Consider the following 17,048-nt stretch of genomic DNA (forward strand, 5'->3'; position numbering starts at 1 on the left):
GCCGGACCGGGCGTTGCGTTTAGAGCCCGCCAGCGATGCCGCGCATTTGCATGCGGCGATCCATCGGGGCTCTTGAAGTGCGCGAGTCAGAGGCTGCGAGCAACCTGGACCTTCTCGAAGACTTCGATCTTGTCGCCAACCTTGACGTCGTTGTAGCTCTTGACGCCGATACCGCATTCCATGCCGGCACGCACTTCGGAAGCGTCATCCTTGAAGCGGCGCAGGGATTCCAGCTCGCCTTCGAAGATAACGATGTCTTCACGCAGTACGCGGATCGGACGGTTACGGTGCACGACACCTTCGATGACCATGCAACCGGCGATCGCACCGAACTTCGGCGAACGGAACACGTCGCGGACTTCGGCGATACCCAGGATGTTCTCCCGGACGTCGCTGCCCAGCATACCGGTCAGGGCTTTCTTGACGTCTTCGATGATGTCGTAGATCACGTTGTAGTAACGCATATCCAGACCTTCCTGCTCGACGATCTTGCGCGCGCCGGCATCGGCACGCACGTTGAAGCCGAACAGTACAGCGTTGGAAGCCAGTGCCAGGTTGGCGTCGCTCTCGGTGATACCACCGACGCCGCCGCCGACCACGCGTACTTGCACTTCGTCGTTGCCCAGGCCGTTCAACGCACCTTGCAGGGCTTCCAGCGAACCACGGACGTCGGACTTGAGGACGATGTTGAGCGTCTTCTTCTCTTCCTGGCCCATGCTTTCGAAGATGTTTTCCAGCTTGCCGGCGTGGGCGCGGGCCAGCTTGACCTCGCGGAACTTGCCTTGACGGAACAGGGCCACTTCACGGGCCTTCTTCTCGTCAGCCACCACGCTCATCTCGTCGCCAGCGTCCGGGGTACCGTCCAGGCCGAGGATCTCGACCGGAATGGCCGGGCCCGCTTCCTTGATCGGCTTGCCGTTCTCGTCGAGCATGGCGCGCACGCGGCCATAGTTCGAACCAACCAGCACCATGTCGCCCTGACGCAGGGTACCGTCCTGAACCAGCACGGTAGCCACCGGACCACGACCCTTGTCGAGACGGGACTCGACCACTACGCCACGGCCAGGGGCCGAAGGCATTGCGGTGAGTTCCAGTACCTCGGCTTGCAGCAGGACGGCTTCGAGCAGGTCGTCGACGCCAGTACCCATTTTCGCGGAGACCGGTACGAACGGAGTATCGCCACCCCAGTCTTCCGGAGTCACGCCGTGCGCTGCGAGCTCGCTGCGGATACGGTCCAGGTCAGCACCCGGCTTGTCGATCTTGTTCACCGCAACCACTAGCGGAACGCCAGCAGCCTGGGCGTGCTGGACAGCTTCGATGGTCTGCGGCATCACGCCGTCGTCCGCCGCGACCACCAGGATCACGATGTCGGTCGCCTTGGCACCACGGGCACGCATTGCGGTAAACGCGGCGTGACCAGGAGTGTCGAGGAAGGTGACCATGCCACGCTCAGTTTCCACGTGGTAGGCACCGATGTGCTGGGTAATGCCACCGGCTTCGCCCGCAGCCACCTTGGCGCGGCGGATGTAGTCCAGCAGCGAGGTCTTACCGTGGTCAACGTGGCCCATTACGGTCACGACCGGCGCACGGGAAACCGCTTCACCTTCGAACTTCAGGGACTCGGCCAGGGAATCTTCCAGGGCGGTGTCGCTGATCAGGGTCACCTTGTGGCCCAGTTCCTCGGCAACCAGCTGGGCAGTTTCCTGGTCCAGTACCTGGTTGATGGTGGCTGGGGTACCCAGCTTGAACATGAACTTGATGACTTCAGCAGCCTTCACCGACATCTGCTGGGCCAGTTCGCCCACGGTGATGGTCTCGCCGATCTGCACGTCACGAATCACCGGCCCGGTAGGGTTCTGGAAACCGTGAGCGTTGCGTTTCTTCAGCTTGGCCTTGCCGCGGCCACCACGACGGAAGCCATCGCTTTCTTCGTCGGTGGTACGCGGGGCAACGCGTGGCGCAGGAGCCTTTTCCTTGACCGAGGCACGATGCGGAGCGTTCTTGCGCTCGCCATCGCCACCACGGCGGTTGTCGTCGTTGCGGGACTTGTCCGGACGACGTTGTTCATCCTTCTTGCGAGCATCCGCAACCGGAGCTGGAGCCGCCGCTGGCGCCTCCTGCACAGGCTCGACCGCCACCGGGGCTGGTTCCGCGACAGCTTCGACAACAGGCTCGGCAACCGGAGCAGGCTGACGACGCGCTTCTTCTTCGGCGCGGCGCTTGGCTTCTTCTTCAGCCTTTTGACGGGCAGCATTTTCTACTGCGCGACGTTCTTCCAGTTCACGCTGGCGCTCGGCTTCGATTTCTTCCGGGCTGCGCTGCACGAAGACTTTCTTCTTGCGCACTTCAACGCTGATGCTCTTGCTGCCAGCGACACGCAGGGTGCTGGTGGTCTTGCGCTGCAAAGTGATCTTGCGCGGTTCTTCCACTTTCGCCTTGTGGCTGCTTTTCAGGTGAGTCAGCAGCGATTGTTTCTCGCTGTCGCTCACATGTTCCTCGGCGGCGGTGTGCGGCAGACCTGCCTCACGCATCTGCTGCAGCAGGCGCTCTACCGGTGTTTTGACCTCATCGGCCAGTTGTTTCACCGTGACTTGCGTCATGCACTTCTCTCCTCAGGCCGCGCCTATTACTCGAACCAGTGGGCTCGGGCGGCCATGATCAACTTGCCGGCACGATCATCGTCGATGCCGTCGATGTCGAGCAGGTCGTCAATAGACTGCTCGGCCAGGTCTTCGCGGGTAATTACGCCGCGCACCGCCAGTTCCATCGCCAAATCCTTGTCCATACCCTCAAGCGAGAGCAGGTCTTCGGCCGGATGGGCGTCTGCCAGCTTTTCCTCAGTAGCGATGGCTTTAGTCAACAAACGGTCCTTGGCGCGAGCGCGAAGCTCGTTGACGATGTCTTCGTCAAAGCCGTCGATGTTGAGCATTTCTTCCAACGGTACGTAGGCAATCTCTTCCAGGCTGGTGAAGCCTTCATCAACCAGAACCTGCGCCAGCTCTTCATCGACTTCCAGCTCGTCGATGAAATTGCGCAGGATGTCGCCGGTTTCTGCTTGCTGCTTGGCCTGGATGTCCGATTCGGTCATCACGTTCAGGGTCCAGCCAGTCAACTGGCTAGCCAGGCGCACGTTCTGACCGCCGCGGCCAATGGCTTGGGCCAGGTTGTCAGCGCCAACGGCGATGTCCATGGCGTGGGCATCTTCGTCGACGATGATGGCCGCTACTTCGGCCGGCGACATGGCGTTGATCACGAACTGCGCCGGGTTCTCATCCCACAGGACAATATCTACGCGCTCACCACCCAATTCGCCGGAAACGGCCTGGACGCGCGAACCGCGCATACCGATGCACGCGCCCTGCGGGTCGATGCGCTTGTCCTTGGAGCGAACGGCGATCTTGGCCCGCGAACCCGGATCACGGGAAGCGGCCATGACTTCGATCAGGCCCTCGGCGATTTCCGGCACTTCGATACGGAACAGCTCGATCAGCATTTCCGGAGCGGTACGCGACAGGATCAGCTGCGGGCCGCGGTTCTCGGTGCGGATTTCCTTGAGCAGCGCGCGCAGGCGCACGCCAACCCGGAAAGTCTCACGGGAGATGATGTCTTCACGAGCCAGCAACGCCTCGGCGTTGTTGCCCAGGTCGACGATCACGTTGTCCCGGGTCACCTTCTTGACGGTGCCGGAGATGATCTCGCCCAGACGCTCGCGGTAGGCATCCACCACCTGTGCGCGCTCGGCTTCGCGGACCTTCTGCACGATGACCTGCTTGGCGGTCTGGGCAGCGATGCGGCCGAACTCGATGGATTCGATCTTTTCCTCGATCACATCACCGACCTTGGCATCGGGATGAGTCTCGCGGGCCTTGCTCGGCCAGATCTCCACCGCCGGATCATCCAGGTCGGCTTCTTCGACCACAGTCCAGCGACGGAAAGTTTCATAGGAACCGGTATGGCGGTTGATATCCACACGCAGGTCCACTTCGTCTTCAAAACGCTTCTTGGTAGCAGTGGCCAGGGCCAGCTCCAGCGCTTCAAAAATCACGCTTGCCGGTACACCCTTTTCATTGGATACCGACTCAACAACCAGCAGTACTTCTTTGCTCATCGTACGCCTCGCCTTTCGCAAGCCATTGGATCCGCGGGATCCGCGTCTCAGTCAAAACTGGGAATAATGTTGGCCTTGTCGATCATATCGATCGGCAACAGGAACTCGTGGTTATCTACCTGCACCACGACATCCTGCTCCTCCACCCCGCGGAGAAGGCCCTGGAAATTACGCCGACCTTCGAAGGGCGAGCGCAGCTTGATCTTCACTTGCTCACCGACATACTTGGCAAACTGTTCAAGGGTGAACAGCGGGCGTTCCATGCCAGGAGAGGAAACTTCAAGGGTGTATTCAACGGAAATTGGATCTTCAACGTCCAGGAGACCGCTGAGCTGGCGGCTGACGATGGCACAGTCGTCCACCAGTACACCGCCTTCTTTATCGATATAAACGCGCAACAATGAATGGCGGCCCTGAGCCGAAAACTCGATACCCCAGCATTCATAGCCAAGGGCCACGACCACCGGGGCCAACAAGGCCTGCAACTGTTCTAGCTTGCTCGACACCTGAACCCCCTCGTGCATGCTTGTGCAAATAAAAAATGGGCGAAACGCCCATCCCGGAAACGCCGTTGAACAGCGGCGCTATAAAGTGTCCAGCTAACAAAAAGCCCCTGAAAAGGGGCTCTGCTAAAACTGGTTGCGGGGGCCGGATTTGAACCGACGACCTTCGGGTTATGAGCCCGACGAGCTACCAGACTGCTCCACCCCGCGTCAAAGCTGGGGCGGAAGTATACGACTGATCCAATTTTGGGTCAATGTAACCTTCCGCCTACAAGAAAGCCCGCAACAGCGGGCTCTCCTGATAATTGGTACCGAGAAGGGGACTCGAACCCCTACACCCTATGGGCACAACCACCTCAAGGTTGCGTGTCTACCAATTCCACCACCTCGGCATAGACTACGTTACTGCTTGAAACTCTTCTTACTTCTGCTCTGGAGCTGGAGGTACGTCAGTCGCACTGTTAGCCGACTTTTGCTCTTGAAGCACCGGGACATCATCAGAAGCCGGTTTTTGCTTTGGCACTTCTAGTACCGCTGGATCCGGTAGACCTGCTTGAGTCAGCTGGTGAGCTTTCTCTTTAGCAAAGTAGCCTAACCCCAAGCTGGTTATGAAGAAACCGGCGGCAAGTATAGCAGTAAACTTACTAAGAAAGGTAGAGGAACCTTGGCTTCCGAACACAGTATTTGAAGCACCTGCACCGAAAGACGCGCCAGCTTCCGCACCTTTACCCTGCTGCAGCAAAACCAGAGCGACTACGCCCAAGGCGCCCAGCAGATGAAAAACGACTACGACTGTTTCCAGCATTTTTTCAGTTTCCCGCGGCGCGACAAATCGCACCGAACTCATCTGCATTCAGGGAAGCCCCACCAATGAGCCCCCCATCGATATCCGGCATGCCGAACAGTTCGACCGCATTGGCCGCTTTCACGCTGCCGCCGTATAGAAGCCGCACACCTCGTGCCACTTCAGAATTCTCTGCCGCCAGCTGCGCGCGGATGGCTGCATGCACATCCTGAGCTTGCTGCGGTGTTGCCGTCAGCCCGGTGCCAATGGCCCAGACCGGCTCGTAAGCGATAACGGCATTAGCAAACGCACCAACACCCAACTCTTCGATGATGCTGCCCAGCTGACGCCCGACAACCTCAAGAGTCTTCCCGGCTTCGCGCTGCTCCAGGATCTCCCCTACACACAGAACCGGCTTCAAACCACAGGCCTGCGCTGCTGCGAACTTGCGATTGAGAGTCACATCACGCTCGCCCATCATCTGACGGCGCTCGGAGTGCCCAACCAATACCAGGGAACAACCTGCATCCACTAATTGACTCGGGGCGATCTCGCCCGTCAACGCACCCTGCATCGGCTCTACCGCGGAGTTCTGCGCGCCGACCATGATCGACTTGCCTTTCAAGCCATCAATCACCTGATTGATGTACAAGCAAGGCGGGAACACCGCGACATCAACACCGCTTGGCAAGGCCAGATGACGAAGGCCATTGATCAGCTCAGCGACGCTGGCGCGGGTACCGTGCATCTTCCAGTTACCAGCTACCATAGGGCGACGCATGCTTTACCTCGTCGGTCAAAGTGGGCGCAGATGTTACCCAACCAAAACACCACTGGCAAGCTGAAATCAGGCAGAAACTTCAGCAACCAGTTTTGCCAGCTCATCGGCATAGGCACGAACCTGGATTTCATCGTCACCTTCGACCATGACCCGCACCAGAGGCTCTGTTCCGGACTTGCGCAGAAGGACCCGTCCACGCCCCGCCATCGCGGCAGTCACTCGCTCACAAGCTTCCTTCACCGCAGGGTGCTCGACGGGGCTATCACCACCACCAAAACGTACGTTGACCAGAACCTGTGGACATTTGCGCAGCCCCTGCCGGCACTGAGCCAGGCTTTCGCCACGAGCCTTGAGCGCCATCAGTACCTGCAGTGCAGCGATGATCGCATCGCCCGTGGTGGCATGACGAAAACACACGATGTGCCCGGAGTTCTCGCCACCCACCAGCCAGTTGCGCTCCAGCAACTCAGCAATCACATAGCGGTCACCAACATTGGCACGGACAAAAGGAATACCCAGGTCCGCCAGGGCCAACTCCAGGCCCAGGTTACTCATGAGGGTTCCAACCACCCCCCCGTGCAGCTTGCCGCGCTCATGCAGGTCGCGAGCGATGATGAACAGCAATTCGTCGCCGTCGACGATCGCCCCCGTCTGGTCGACCATCAGCACTCGGTCACCATCACCATCGAAGGCGATACCCAAGTCGGCATGCTCAGCCAGGACCGCAGCCTGCAACTGCGCCATATGGGTCGAGCCGCAGTTCTCGTTGATATTCAAACCATTGGGCTGTGCCGACAGCACGGTGACCTCGGCCCCCAGCTCGCGGAACACGCTCGGCGCGACCTTGTAGGTGGCACCATGGGCGCAGTCGAGAACGATCTTCAGGCCCGCAAAGCTGGTACTGGAAGGAACACTGCTCTTGCAGAATTCGATGTAGCGTCCCGAGGCATCATTGATTCGCGACACCTTGCCGAGCTTGCTGGACTCCACCACGGTCATGGGCGCATCCAACAACTCCTCGATCATCAGTTCGACTTCATCAGGCAGCTTGGTGCCCTCTCCCGAGAAGAACTTGATGCCATTGTCGTCGTGGGGGTTATGCGACGCACTGATGACGATGCCCGCTTCTGCGTGGAAAGTACGCGTCAGATAGGCAATCGCCGGGGTCGGCATAGGCCCGAGCAGCATGACATCAGCACCAGCCGCCGACAGCCCGGCCTCCAGAGCCGACTCGAACATGTAGCCGGAAATTCGCGTGTCTTTGCCCACCAGAACCCGGCAAGCGCCCATGCTGCGAAAAGCCATGCCGGCCGCCCATCCGAGCTTGAGCATGAAATCAGGAGTAATTGGGTATTCGCCCACACGGCCACGAATGCCGTCGGTGCCAAAGTATTTTTTAGTCATAGGTACTCCATCATTCTTATTCGGCGGATTCCACAGCCGTAATCATTCGCACTACATCCACGGTCTCGGCAACATCATGGACGCGGATAATTTTCGCTCCCTTGGCCACGGCCAGCGCAGCCAATGCCAGGCTGCCATGCAGCCGTTCGCCTACGGGACGCTCAAGGGCCTGGCCGATCATGCTCTTGCGCGAGACGCCCACCAATAGCGGCCGCCCCAGGGAGTGCAGGGCCTCCATGTGCTTGAACAGGCTCAGATTGTGCTGCAGGGTCTTGGCGAAACCAAAACCAGGATCGAGGATGATCCGCTGCGCATCGATTCCTGCGGCCGCACAGGCGCCCATGCGCTCAGCCAGGAATGCTCCCACTTCACGGGTCACATCCTGATAGTGCGGACTGTCCTGCATATCCCCTGGCTCACCGAGCATATGCATCAGGCATACGGGCAAGCCACTGGCGGCGGCGGCATCCAGAGCGCCATCACGACGAAGCGAGCGCACATCATTGATCAACCCAGCACCAAGCCGCGCGGTCTCTCGCATGACAGCTGGCGTCGAAGTATCAACAGAAATGATCACGTCCAGTTCGCGGCCCATTCGCTCGACCACTGGCGCCACTCGCTCCAACTCTTCCAGCGGCGATACCACCCGCGCTCCTGGGCGAGTCGACTCTCCGCCTATATCGATCAGCGTAGCACCGGCCGCAACCATGGCTTCGGCATGGCGCAAAGCCACATCCAGCTGGTTGAACCGGCCGCCGTCGGAAAAGGAATCAGGAGTGACATTCAAGATACCCATGACATGCGCACGGGCCAAATCAAGAACCCGGTTGCCGCAAGGCAACCGGGTGGAGGAAGAAACAGAAGTCATTTAGAACCTTAGTGATCGGCGGCAGGGCCACCGATAGGTGTTTCCGGACGCTCGTTCTGCACCACTGGAGGCGTAGTACCCGAGCCACCTTCCCAGTCACGAGGTTCACGTGGAGTACGCCCGGCCATGATGTCGTCGATCTGGTCGGCATCGATGGTCTCGTACTTCATCAAGGCGTCTGCCATGGCATCCAGCTTGTCGCGGTTGTCAGTAAGGATTTGCTTGGCAGTGCCATAGCACTGATCGATGATGCTGCGAACTTCGGAGTCGATCAGCTTCGCCGTTTCAGCAGACAGACTGGCATGCTGGCTAGCCGCGCTACGACCCAGGAACACCTCGCCTTCTTCTTCCGCATACATCAGCGGCCCCAGCTTCTCGGAAAGCCCCCATTTGGTCACCATGTTCCGGGCAATCTGACTGGCCCGCATGATGTCGTTCGAGGCACCGGTGGTCACGCCATCAAAGCCCAGGGTCATCTCCTCGGCGATACGACCACCGTAGAGCGAGCAAATCTGGCTGATCAGAGCGCGCTTGGACAGGCTGTAGCGATCCTCTTCCGGCAGGAACATGGTGACGCCCAGAGCCCGACCACGAGGGATGATCGAGACCTTGTAGACTGGATCATGCTCAGGCACTACTCGACCGACGATGGCATGACCAGCTTCGTGGTAGGCGGTGTTCTGCTTTTCTTTCTCGGACATGACCATCGATTTGCGCTCGGCGCCCATCATGATCTTGTCCTTGGCCAGTTCGAACTCCTTCATCTCGACAATGCGCTTGCCACCACGCGCAGCGAACAACGAAGCCTCGTTGACCAGGTTGGCCAGGTCGGCACCGGAGAAGCCCGGGGTACCGCGCGCGATCACTGCAGGAGCAACGTCGTCGCCCATCGGCACCTTGCGCATGTGAACCTTGAGGATCTGCTCACGGCCACGAATGTCCGGCAAGCCGACCACTACCTGGCGGTCGAAACGACCAGGACGCAACAGCGCAGGGTCCAGCACATCAGGACGGTTGGTGGCGGCGATCACGATGATGCCGTCATTCATTTCGAAACCATCCATCTCCACCAGCAACTGGTTGAGAGTCTGCTCGCGCTCATCATGACCGCCGCCCATGCCGGCACCACGGTGACGACCGACAGCATCGATCTCATCGATGAAAATGATGCAGGGAGCATGTTTCTTGGCCTGTTCGAACATATCGCGAACACGGCTGGCACCCACGCCGACGAACATCTCGACGAAATCGGAACCGGAAATAGTGAAGAACGGTACCTTCGCCTCACCGGCAATAGCCTTGGCCAGCAAAGTCTTACCAGTACCTGGCGGACCGACCATCAGCACGCCACGAGGAATACGACCACCCAAACGCTGGAACTTGCCCGGATCACGCAGGAATTCAACCAACTCACCAACTTCTTCCTTGGCCTCGTCGCAACCGGCAACGTCAGCCAGGGTAGTTTTCACCTGATCCTCGGACAGCAGGCGAGCCTTGCTCTTGCCGAAGCTCATCGGCCCGCCCTTGCCGCCAGCGCCACCTTGCATCTGGCGCATGAAGAACATGAAGACCGCGATGATCACCAGGATCGGGAAGCTGGCCACCAGCAACTGGGTCCAGATGCTCTGCTGCTCAGGCTGCTTGCCTTCGACCACTACATGGTTATCCACCAGGTCGCCGATCAGCCCGTTGTCCTGGATCGCGGGACGGATGGTCTTAAAGCTGTCGCCATCATTGCGCTTGCCGGTGATCACATAACCGTCAACAGCAACTCGCTCGACCTTGCCATCCTTAACTTGTTGAATAAAGTCGGAATAGTTGAGGGTCTGCGGCTCGTTAGGGCTGGAGAAGTTGTTCATCACCGTCACCAGGACAGCCGCGATGATCAACCAAAGGATCAGATTCTTTGCCATGTCGTTCAATTAACTACCCTCTGAAGCAAGCTCCGCTACTGGCGCGCGCTTCGCATGATATTCACCGGCCTAACTTACTACATTACCTACAGCTCTGGCAGGCGCCGTCTGTAACCCTATGTGAAACCTAGACTACACAATATTCGCTTAATCCAACGGGGCGAAATACGAAAATCCTATCACCCCGCCCAAAACCTTCATTTACTCGGCGCGACCACGAAAGCCACGCCCCAGCAGGTACTGTTCCCTGGAGCGATCACGGGAAGATGTCGGCTTGCGCATCTGCACTTTCTCGAACATCTGCCGGACACTCTTGTGGAACTCATCGAAACCTTCTCCCTGGAAGATCTTGATCAGGAAATCGCCACCCGGACGCAGCACCCGACCGGCAAGATCCAATGCCAGCTCACACAGGAACATCGCTCGCGGCATGTCTACGGCTGGTAATCCACTCATATTGGGGGCCATGTCGGAAATCACAAGGTCGACCTCGGAATTTCCTACAGCTTCAAGAATCCGCGCGAATACTTCGTCTTCAGTGAAGTCGCCCTGAATGAAGGTCACATCGGGGATACTGTCCATTTCCAGGATATCGGAAGCGATCAAGCGCCCCTGGCCACCAATCAGACGACTTGTCACCTGCGACCAGCCCCCAGGAGCCGCCCCCAGGTCGATAACACTCATGCCCGGGCGGATCAGGCGATCCTTTTCCTGGATTTCCAGCAACTTATAGCTGGCGCGGGAACGGTACCCATCTTTTTGCGCCATTTTGACGAATGGGTCGTTGAAATGTTCTTTCAGCCAGTTATGGCTAGTCTTGGAACGGGCCACGGGCCACCTCAAAAATAAAACGCGTCGTGATTAACTGGGCGGTCCCGGACTCGCTCGGGTAAACTGGCCGCCGCTTTTTTCAAGATCAGACGCAGGGGTCAGATTATGCCGCTCACTCAAGAGCAGAAGAAACAGTTCAAATCCATTGGCCACCATCTGAAACCAGTATTGACTGTGGCTGATAACGGTTTGACCGAAGGTGTACTAGCCGAACTTGAACGCGCCTTGAGCGATCACGAGCTGATCAAGATCAAGCTCAACATCCTCGAGCGCGAGTCGCGCCAGGAAGCCATTACCGAACTGTGCAAGGCCGGCAAGGCGGACCTGGTGCAATCCATCGGTAAAATGGCGTTGATCTACCGCAAGAACGCCAAGGTAAACAAGCAACTGTCGAACGTCCATCGCTTCAACTGACGTCGACCCGGGTCAAGGGTGTGCTTGTCGCACCCTGCCACCCCACCCCGGCACCGGTTGCAAGACCAGCAGCAAACCGGAAAATCCCAGGATCAGATAGCTGAACAGCTGCCAGCGCTGAGACTCAGGCAACAGTATGTGCACAGCGAAATACATCGCACATGCATACGTCGCCATCAATAGCAGTTGCCCCCGAATGTCCCGCCACAAGCTCTGCAACCCCTCGGACTGGATCAACACCAACGTCTGAAGGACCAGGCACACCGCTGAAAAACCCACCAGCAGCGCACTGAGCAGCGTCGAGATCTCCTCGATCAACAACGGCGCAAGGCCAATCTGCCCAAGAGCTGGCAGCAGCCCAAGATGCAGTAGCCACAAGCCGCCGACCCACAACATCTGGGTCAGCTGCCAAAGCATGGCGCCCGCATGCAGCGGGCGCCTTCTTTCAGATGTGACGAACTTCGACAATCTCATACTCGATAACGCCACCAGGCGTTGTGACCGCAACCACATCACCCTCTTCCTTGGCGATCAGGGCACGGGCGATTGGCGAAGCAACGGAGATCTTGCCGAGCTTGATATCAGCCTCGTCCTCACCAACGATCTGGTAGGTCACGCTTTCGTCGGTCTCGACGTTGGCGATCTCCACCGTAGTGCCAAAGATCACCTTGCCAGTATGAGCGATGGTCGTGACATCGATGACCACCGAGTTCTGCAGGCGGCCTTCGATATCGCGGATCCGCGCCTCGACCATACCCTGCTGCTCGCGCGCAGCATGGTATTCGGCGTTTTCCTTCAGGTCACCCAGCTCGCGGGCCGTGCCGATGTCCTGGCTAAGCTTCGGACGCACGACCTTGGTCAGGTGAGCATGCTCTTCTTCCAGGGCGCGAGCGCCCTGGACGGTCATAGGGTATTTGTTCATGCCTTCAATCCTGCGTGTAGATCCTGCAAGCGACGCACGGTTTTTTCAGGACCGAACTTCAACGCTTCGCAGATAGCTTCGCCAGCAGCGATCGTAGTGGTGCAGTAGATCTTGTGCTGCAAGGCGTTACGACGAATGGAGTAGGAGTCAGCGATTGATTGACGACCTTCAGTGGTGTTGATGATCAGGGTGACTTCGTCGTTCTTGATCATATCGACCACATGCGGACGACCTTCAGTCACCTTGTTCACACGACGCACTTTCAGACCGGCTGCCTCGATCACCTTGGCAGTGCCCGCAGTGGCCACTACTTCGAAGCCCAAGTTGATCAGATCACGAGCCACGCCTGCAACCAGGGGTTTGTCGTCATCCCGTACGCTGATGAACGCAGTACCGCCGGTAGGCAGAACCTCGCTGGCGCCCATCTGGGCCTTGGCGAAGGCTTCGCCGAAGGTATCGCCCACACCCATCACTTCGCCGGTGGACTTCATTTCCGGGCCGAGGATCGGGTCGACACCCGGGAACTTGGCAAACGGGAACACCGCTTCCTTGACGCTATAGAAGTTCGGAATGATTTCCTGAGTGAAGCCCAGTTCTTTCAGCGACTTACCAGCCATGACACGGGCCGCGATCATCGCCAGAGAGGTGCCGATGCACTTGGAAACGAACGGCACGGTACGCGAGGCGCGCGGGTTGACCTCGATCACGTAGATCTTGTCGCCCTGCAGTGCCAGCTGCACGTTCATCAGGCCGACCACGCCCAGCTCCAGGGCCATCTTCTTGACCTGTACGCGGACTTCGTCCTGCACTTCCTTGCTCAGCGAGTAAGGTGGCAACGAGCAGGCGGAGTCACCGGAGTGAACACCCGCTTGTTCGATGTGCTGCATGATCGCGCCGATTACCACGTCGGTGCCGTCGCAGACCGCATCCACGTCCATCTCGATGGCGCAGTTGAGGAAGTGGTCGAGCAGCACCGGGCTGTCGTTGGACACCTGTACCGCTTCACGCAGGTAGCGCTTGAGCTCGTCCAACTCGTAGACGATCTCCATGGCGCGACCGCCCAGCACGTAGGACGGACGAACCACCAGCGGATAGCCGATGGTACCAGCAGCACGGATGGCCTCGTCTTCGCTGCGCACGGTGGCGTTCGGCGGCTGCAGCAGGTTCAGGCGCTGAACCATCTGCTGGAAGCGCTCGCGGTCCTCCGCGCGGTCGATGGCGTCAGGGCTGGTGCCGATGATCGGCACGCCGGCCTCTTCCAGGGCACGAGCCAGCTTCAACGGAGTCTGGCCGCCGTAGTGGACGATCACGCCCTTCGGCTTCTCGACCCGCACGACTTCCAGCACGTCTTCCAGGGTCAGTGGCTCGAAGTACAGGCGATCGGAGGTGTCGTAGTCAGTGGAAACGGTTTCCGGGTTGCAGTTGACCATGATGGTCTCGTAACCGTCTTCGCGCAGGGCCAGCGCCGCGTGCACACAGCAGTAGTCGAACTCGATGCCCTGGCCGATACGGTTCGGACCGCCGCCCAGGATCATGATCTTGTCGCGGGTCGACGGATTGGCCTCGCACTCTTCCTCGTAGGTCGAGTAAAGGTATGCAGTGTCGGTGGCGAACTCGGCCGCACAGGTGTCGACACGCTTGTAGACCGGGAACACTTCCAGCTTGTGGCGGTGACGACGCAGGTTCTTGTCGGTGATACCCAGCAACTTGGCCAGCCGCTGGTCCGAGAAGCCCTTGCGCTTGAGGCGCAGCATCAGCGCCTTGTCGATGTTGGCCAGGCCCAGGGTCTTGACCTTCTCTTCTTCCTTGATCAGGTCTTCCATCTGCACCAGGAACCAGTGATCGATACCGGTCAGGGCGTAGATTTCGTCGCAGCTCATACCCGAGCGCAGGGCGTCGGCCACATACCAGATACGCTCAGCACCCGGAACGGTCAGCTCGCGCTTGAGGATGGCGGCAGCCTCGGGGCTGGCCAGGTCGACCTTGGGATCCAGGCCGCAAACACCGACCTCCAGGCCACGCAGGGCTTTCTGCAGCGATTCCTGGAAGGTACGGCCGATGGCCATGACTTCACCAACGGATTTCATCTGGGTGGTCAGGCGGGCGTCGGCTTTCGGGAACTTCTCGAAAGCGAAGCGCGGCAGCTTGGTAACCACATAGTCGATCGAAGGCTCGAAAGACGCTGGGGTACGACCACCGGTAATGTCGTTCTGCAACTCGTCGAGGGTGTAGCCGACAGCCAGCTTGGCGGCGATCTTGGCGATCGGGAAGCCGGTAGCCTTGGAAGCCAGGGCCGAGGAACGCGATACCCGCGGGTTCATCTCGATCACAACCATGCGGCCAGTGTTCGGGCAGATACCGAACTGCACGTTGGAACCGCCGGTCTCGACGCCGATTTCACGCAGCACCGCCAGCGAGGCGTTGCGCATGATCTGGTATTCCTTGTCGGTCAGGGTCTGGGCCGGAGCGACGGTGATCGAGTCGCCGGTGTGCACACCCATCGGATCGAAGTTCTCGATGGAGCAGACGATGATACAGTTGTCCTTCTTGTCACGGACCACCTCCATCTCGTATTCCTTCCAGCCGATCAGCGATTCGTCGATCAGCAGCTCCTTGGTTGGCGACAAGTCCAGGCCACGGGCGCAGATTTCTTCGAACTCTTCACGGTTGTAGGCAATGCCACCACCGGTGCCGCCCATGGTGAAGGACGGACGAATGATGCAAGGGAAGCCCAGCTTGTCGAGGACCGCATTGGCCTCCTCCATGCTGTGGGCGATACCGGAACGCGGGCACTCCAGGCCGATGGCCTTCATCGCCTTGTCAAAACGCGAGCGATCTTCGGCCTTGTCGATGGTATCGGCGTTGGCGCCGATCATTTCCACACCGAATTTCTCCAGGACGCCTTCGCGCTCCAGGTCCAGGGCGCAGTTCAGCGCGGTCTGGCCGCCCATGGTCGGCAGCAGGGCGTCAGGACGCTCCTTCTCGATGATCTTGGCCACCGATTGCCATTTGATCGGCTCGATGTAGGTGGCATCGGCCATGGCCGGGTCGGTCATGATGGTGGCGGGGTTGGAGTTCACCAGGATGACGCGGAAACCTTCTTCGCGCAGGGCCTTGCAGGCCTGGGCGCCGGAATAGTCGAACTCGCAGGCCTGGCCGATCACGATCGGGCCAGCGCCGAGAATCAGGATGCTTTTAATGTCTGTACGTTTTGGCATGGTTGTCACTCAAATCCGCAGGTCAGTCGGCAAGCCGTCTTGAACATTCTCTGAGGCGCCTGAGGGGACTCCACCGGTTCACCGGGGCCACCCTCGGGCGCGTCTCGCTACACTTTCAAGGCGAGCGCTTAGCGTCGCTTGGCCATCTCGTTGATGAAGCGGTCGAACAGTGGCGCCACATCGTTCGGGCCAGGGCTGGCCTCAGGGTGGCCCTGGAAGCTGAACGCGCTCTTGTCGGTACGCTCGATACCCTGCAGGGTGCCGTCGAACAGCGACTTGTGGATCGCCCGGACGTTATCCGGCAGGGTAGTTTCGTCCACCGCGAAACCGTGGTTCTGGCTGGTGATCATCACCACGCCGGTATCCAGGTCCTGGACCGGATGGTTGGCACCGTGGTGGCCGTGGCCCATCTTCACGGTCTTGGCACCGGAAGCCAGGGCCAGCAGTTGGTGACCCAGACAGATACCGAACACCGGAATCTCGGTCTCCAGGACTTCCTTGATCGCCTTGATCGCGTAGTCGCAAGGCTCGGGATCGCCAGGACCGTTGGACAGGAACACGCCATCAGGGTTGAGTGCGAGCACTTCGCTCGCTGGCGTCTGGGCCGGCACCACGGTGACGCGGCAACCGCGCTCTACCAGCATGCGCAGGATGTTCAGCTTGACCCCGTAGTCATAGGCGACCACGTGGTAAGGCAGTTCGGAGGCCTCGATAGTGGCATGGCTGTCGGTCTTCAGGTCCCAGACAGTCGAACGCCATTCGTAGCTCTGCTTGGTGCTGACGACTTTCGCCAGGTCCATGCCCTTCAGGCCCGGGAAGCCACGCGCTGCGGCGATGGCGGCTTCCTCGGAAATGTTGTCGCCCGCCATGATGCAGCCGTCCTGTGCACCTTTCTCACGCAGGATGCGGGTCAGGCGACGGGTATCGATACCGGCGATCGCCACCACGTTGTTGGCTTTCAGGTAATCGGACAGGGACAGGGTGTTACGCCAGTTGCTGGCCACCAGGGGCAGGTCGCGAATGACCAGGCCGGCCGACCAGACGCGATCGGACTCGGCATCTTCCGGCGTGGTGCCGGTATTGCCGATATGAGGGTAGGTCAGGGTAACGATTTGCTGGGCGTAGGAAGGATCGGTAAGGATTTCCTGATAGCCGGTCATTGCGGTGTTAAACACCACCTCACCAACGGTTTGACCGTCGGCTCCAATGGCTTCGCCGCGAAAAATGCTGCCATCAGCAAGGGCGAGTATGGCTGGCTTAGTCAAGAGACCTCCCGTATATAGAGCCTGAAGGGGCGATCGC

Annotated in this window: 14 protein-coding genes and 2 tRNA genes; 1 reads left to right on the plus strand and 15 read right to left on the minus strand. The window is 59.3% G+C overall.

Annotation, left to right across the window (positions count from 1 at the left end; all coding sequences use genetic code 11):
* Positions 1-86 precede the first annotated feature (86 nt).
* The 11 genes from infB to rlmE form a co-directional block, all read right to left on the minus strand.
* Positions 87-2,600 (minus strand): translation initiation factor IF-2, encoded by a 2,514-nt coding sequence (gene infB / locus GDH07_RS30520; protein WP_085599012.1) that lies wholly within the window; start codon positions 2,598-2,600, stop codon positions 87-89.
* Between the two features lie 26 nt (positions 2,601-2,626).
* Complete coding sequence (gene nusA, locus GDH07_RS30525; protein WP_053136934.1) at positions 2,627-4,108, minus strand: transcription termination factor NusA; 1,482 nt, start codon at positions 4,106-4,108, stop codon at positions 2,627-2,629.
* Between the two features lie 47 nt (positions 4,109-4,155).
* A complete protein-coding gene (rimP, locus tag GDH07_RS30530) occupies positions 4,156-4,614 on the minus strand; it encodes a ribosome maturation factor RimP (RefSeq protein WP_343038362.1) in 459 nt (152 codons plus the stop codon).
* 130 nt (positions 4,615-4,744) lie between these two features.
* A tRNA-Met gene (locus GDH07_RS30535) sits at positions 4,745-4,821 on the minus strand.
* 96 nt (positions 4,822-4,917) lie between these two features.
* Positions 4,918-5,003: transfer RNA gene (locus GDH07_RS30540), tRNA-Leu, on the minus strand.
* Positions 5,004-5,032: 29 nt separating this feature from the next.
* Positions 5,033-5,416 carry a preprotein translocase subunit SecG gene (gene secG / locus GDH07_RS30545; protein WP_085066035.1) on the minus strand — a complete coding sequence of 128 codons (384 nt, stop codon included), beginning with the start codon at positions 5,414-5,416 and terminating at the stop codon, positions 5,033-5,035.
* Positions 5,417-5,420: 4 nt separating this feature from the next.
* Positions 5,421-6,176 (minus strand): triose-phosphate isomerase, encoded by a 756-nt coding sequence (gene tpiA, locus GDH07_RS30550; RefSeq protein ID WP_152899731.1) that lies wholly within the window; start codon positions 6,174-6,176, stop codon positions 5,421-5,423.
* A 66-nt stretch (positions 6,177-6,242) separates the two neighbouring features.
* On the minus strand, positions 6,243-7,580 hold the full coding sequence (gene glmM, locus GDH07_RS30555; RefSeq protein ID WP_022642165.1) for a phosphoglucosamine mutase: 1,338 nt from the start codon (positions 7,578-7,580) through the stop codon (positions 6,243-6,245).
* Positions 7,581-7,596: 16 nt separating this feature from the next.
* Entirely contained in the window at positions 7,597-8,448 is an 852-nt protein-coding gene (gene folP, locus GDH07_RS30560) for a dihydropteroate synthase (RefSeq protein WP_152899732.1), read from the minus strand.
* Between the two features lie 8 nt (positions 8,449-8,456).
* The gene (ftsH, locus tag GDH07_RS30565) at positions 8,457-10,361 is read right to left on the minus strand and encodes an ATP-dependent zinc metalloprotease FtsH (RefSeq protein WP_053136931.1); all 1,905 of its coding nucleotides are present in this window, start codon (positions 10,359-10,361) and stop codon (positions 8,457-8,459) included.
* 201 nt (positions 10,362-10,562) lie between these two features.
* Positions 10,563-11,192 (minus strand): 23S rRNA (uridine(2552)-2'-O)-methyltransferase RlmE, encoded by a 630-nt coding sequence (rlmE, locus tag GDH07_RS30570; protein WP_031320836.1) that lies wholly within the window; start codon positions 11,190-11,192, stop codon positions 10,563-10,565.
* A gap of 105 nt (positions 11,193-11,297) precedes the next feature.
* Between rlmE and GDH07_RS30575 the strand changes: the two genes are divergently transcribed.
* Entirely contained in the window at positions 11,298-11,606 is a 309-nt protein-coding gene (locus GDH07_RS30575; protein WP_022642160.1) for a YhbY family RNA-binding protein, read from the plus strand.
* 12 nt (positions 11,607-11,618) lie between these two features.
* Here the strand turns inward: GDH07_RS30575 and GDH07_RS30580 are convergent, their stop codons facing one another.
* The 4 genes from GDH07_RS30580 to carA form a co-directional block, all read right to left on the minus strand.
* Complete coding sequence (locus GDH07_RS30580) at positions 11,619-12,023, minus strand: hypothetical protein (RefSeq protein WP_053136928.1); 405 nt, start codon at positions 12,021-12,023, stop codon at positions 11,619-11,621.
* 28 nt (positions 12,024-12,051) lie between these two features.
* On the minus strand, positions 12,052-12,528 hold the full coding sequence (gene greA, locus GDH07_RS30585) for a transcription elongation factor GreA (RefSeq protein ID WP_053136925.1): 477 nt from the start codon (positions 12,526-12,528) through the stop codon (positions 12,052-12,054).
* On the minus strand, positions 12,525-15,746 hold the full coding sequence (gene carB, locus GDH07_RS30590; RefSeq protein WP_053136922.1) for a carbamoyl-phosphate synthase large subunit: 3,222 nt from the start codon (positions 15,744-15,746) through the stop codon (positions 12,525-12,527). Before carB ends, greA begins: the two co-directional genes overlap by 4 nt.
* A gap of 128 nt (positions 15,747-15,874) precedes the next feature.
* Entirely contained in the window at positions 15,875-17,011 is a 1,137-nt protein-coding gene (gene carA, locus GDH07_RS30595; RefSeq protein ID WP_031320830.1) for a glutamine-hydrolyzing carbamoyl-phosphate synthase small subunit, read from the minus strand.
* Positions 17,012-17,048 lie beyond the last annotated feature (37 nt).

It is taken from the genome of Pseudomonas piscis (assembly GCF_009380155.1).
GTDB classification, from domain to species: domain Bacteria; phylum Pseudomonadota; class Gammaproteobacteria; order Pseudomonadales; family Pseudomonadaceae; genus Aquipseudomonas; species Aquipseudomonas piscis.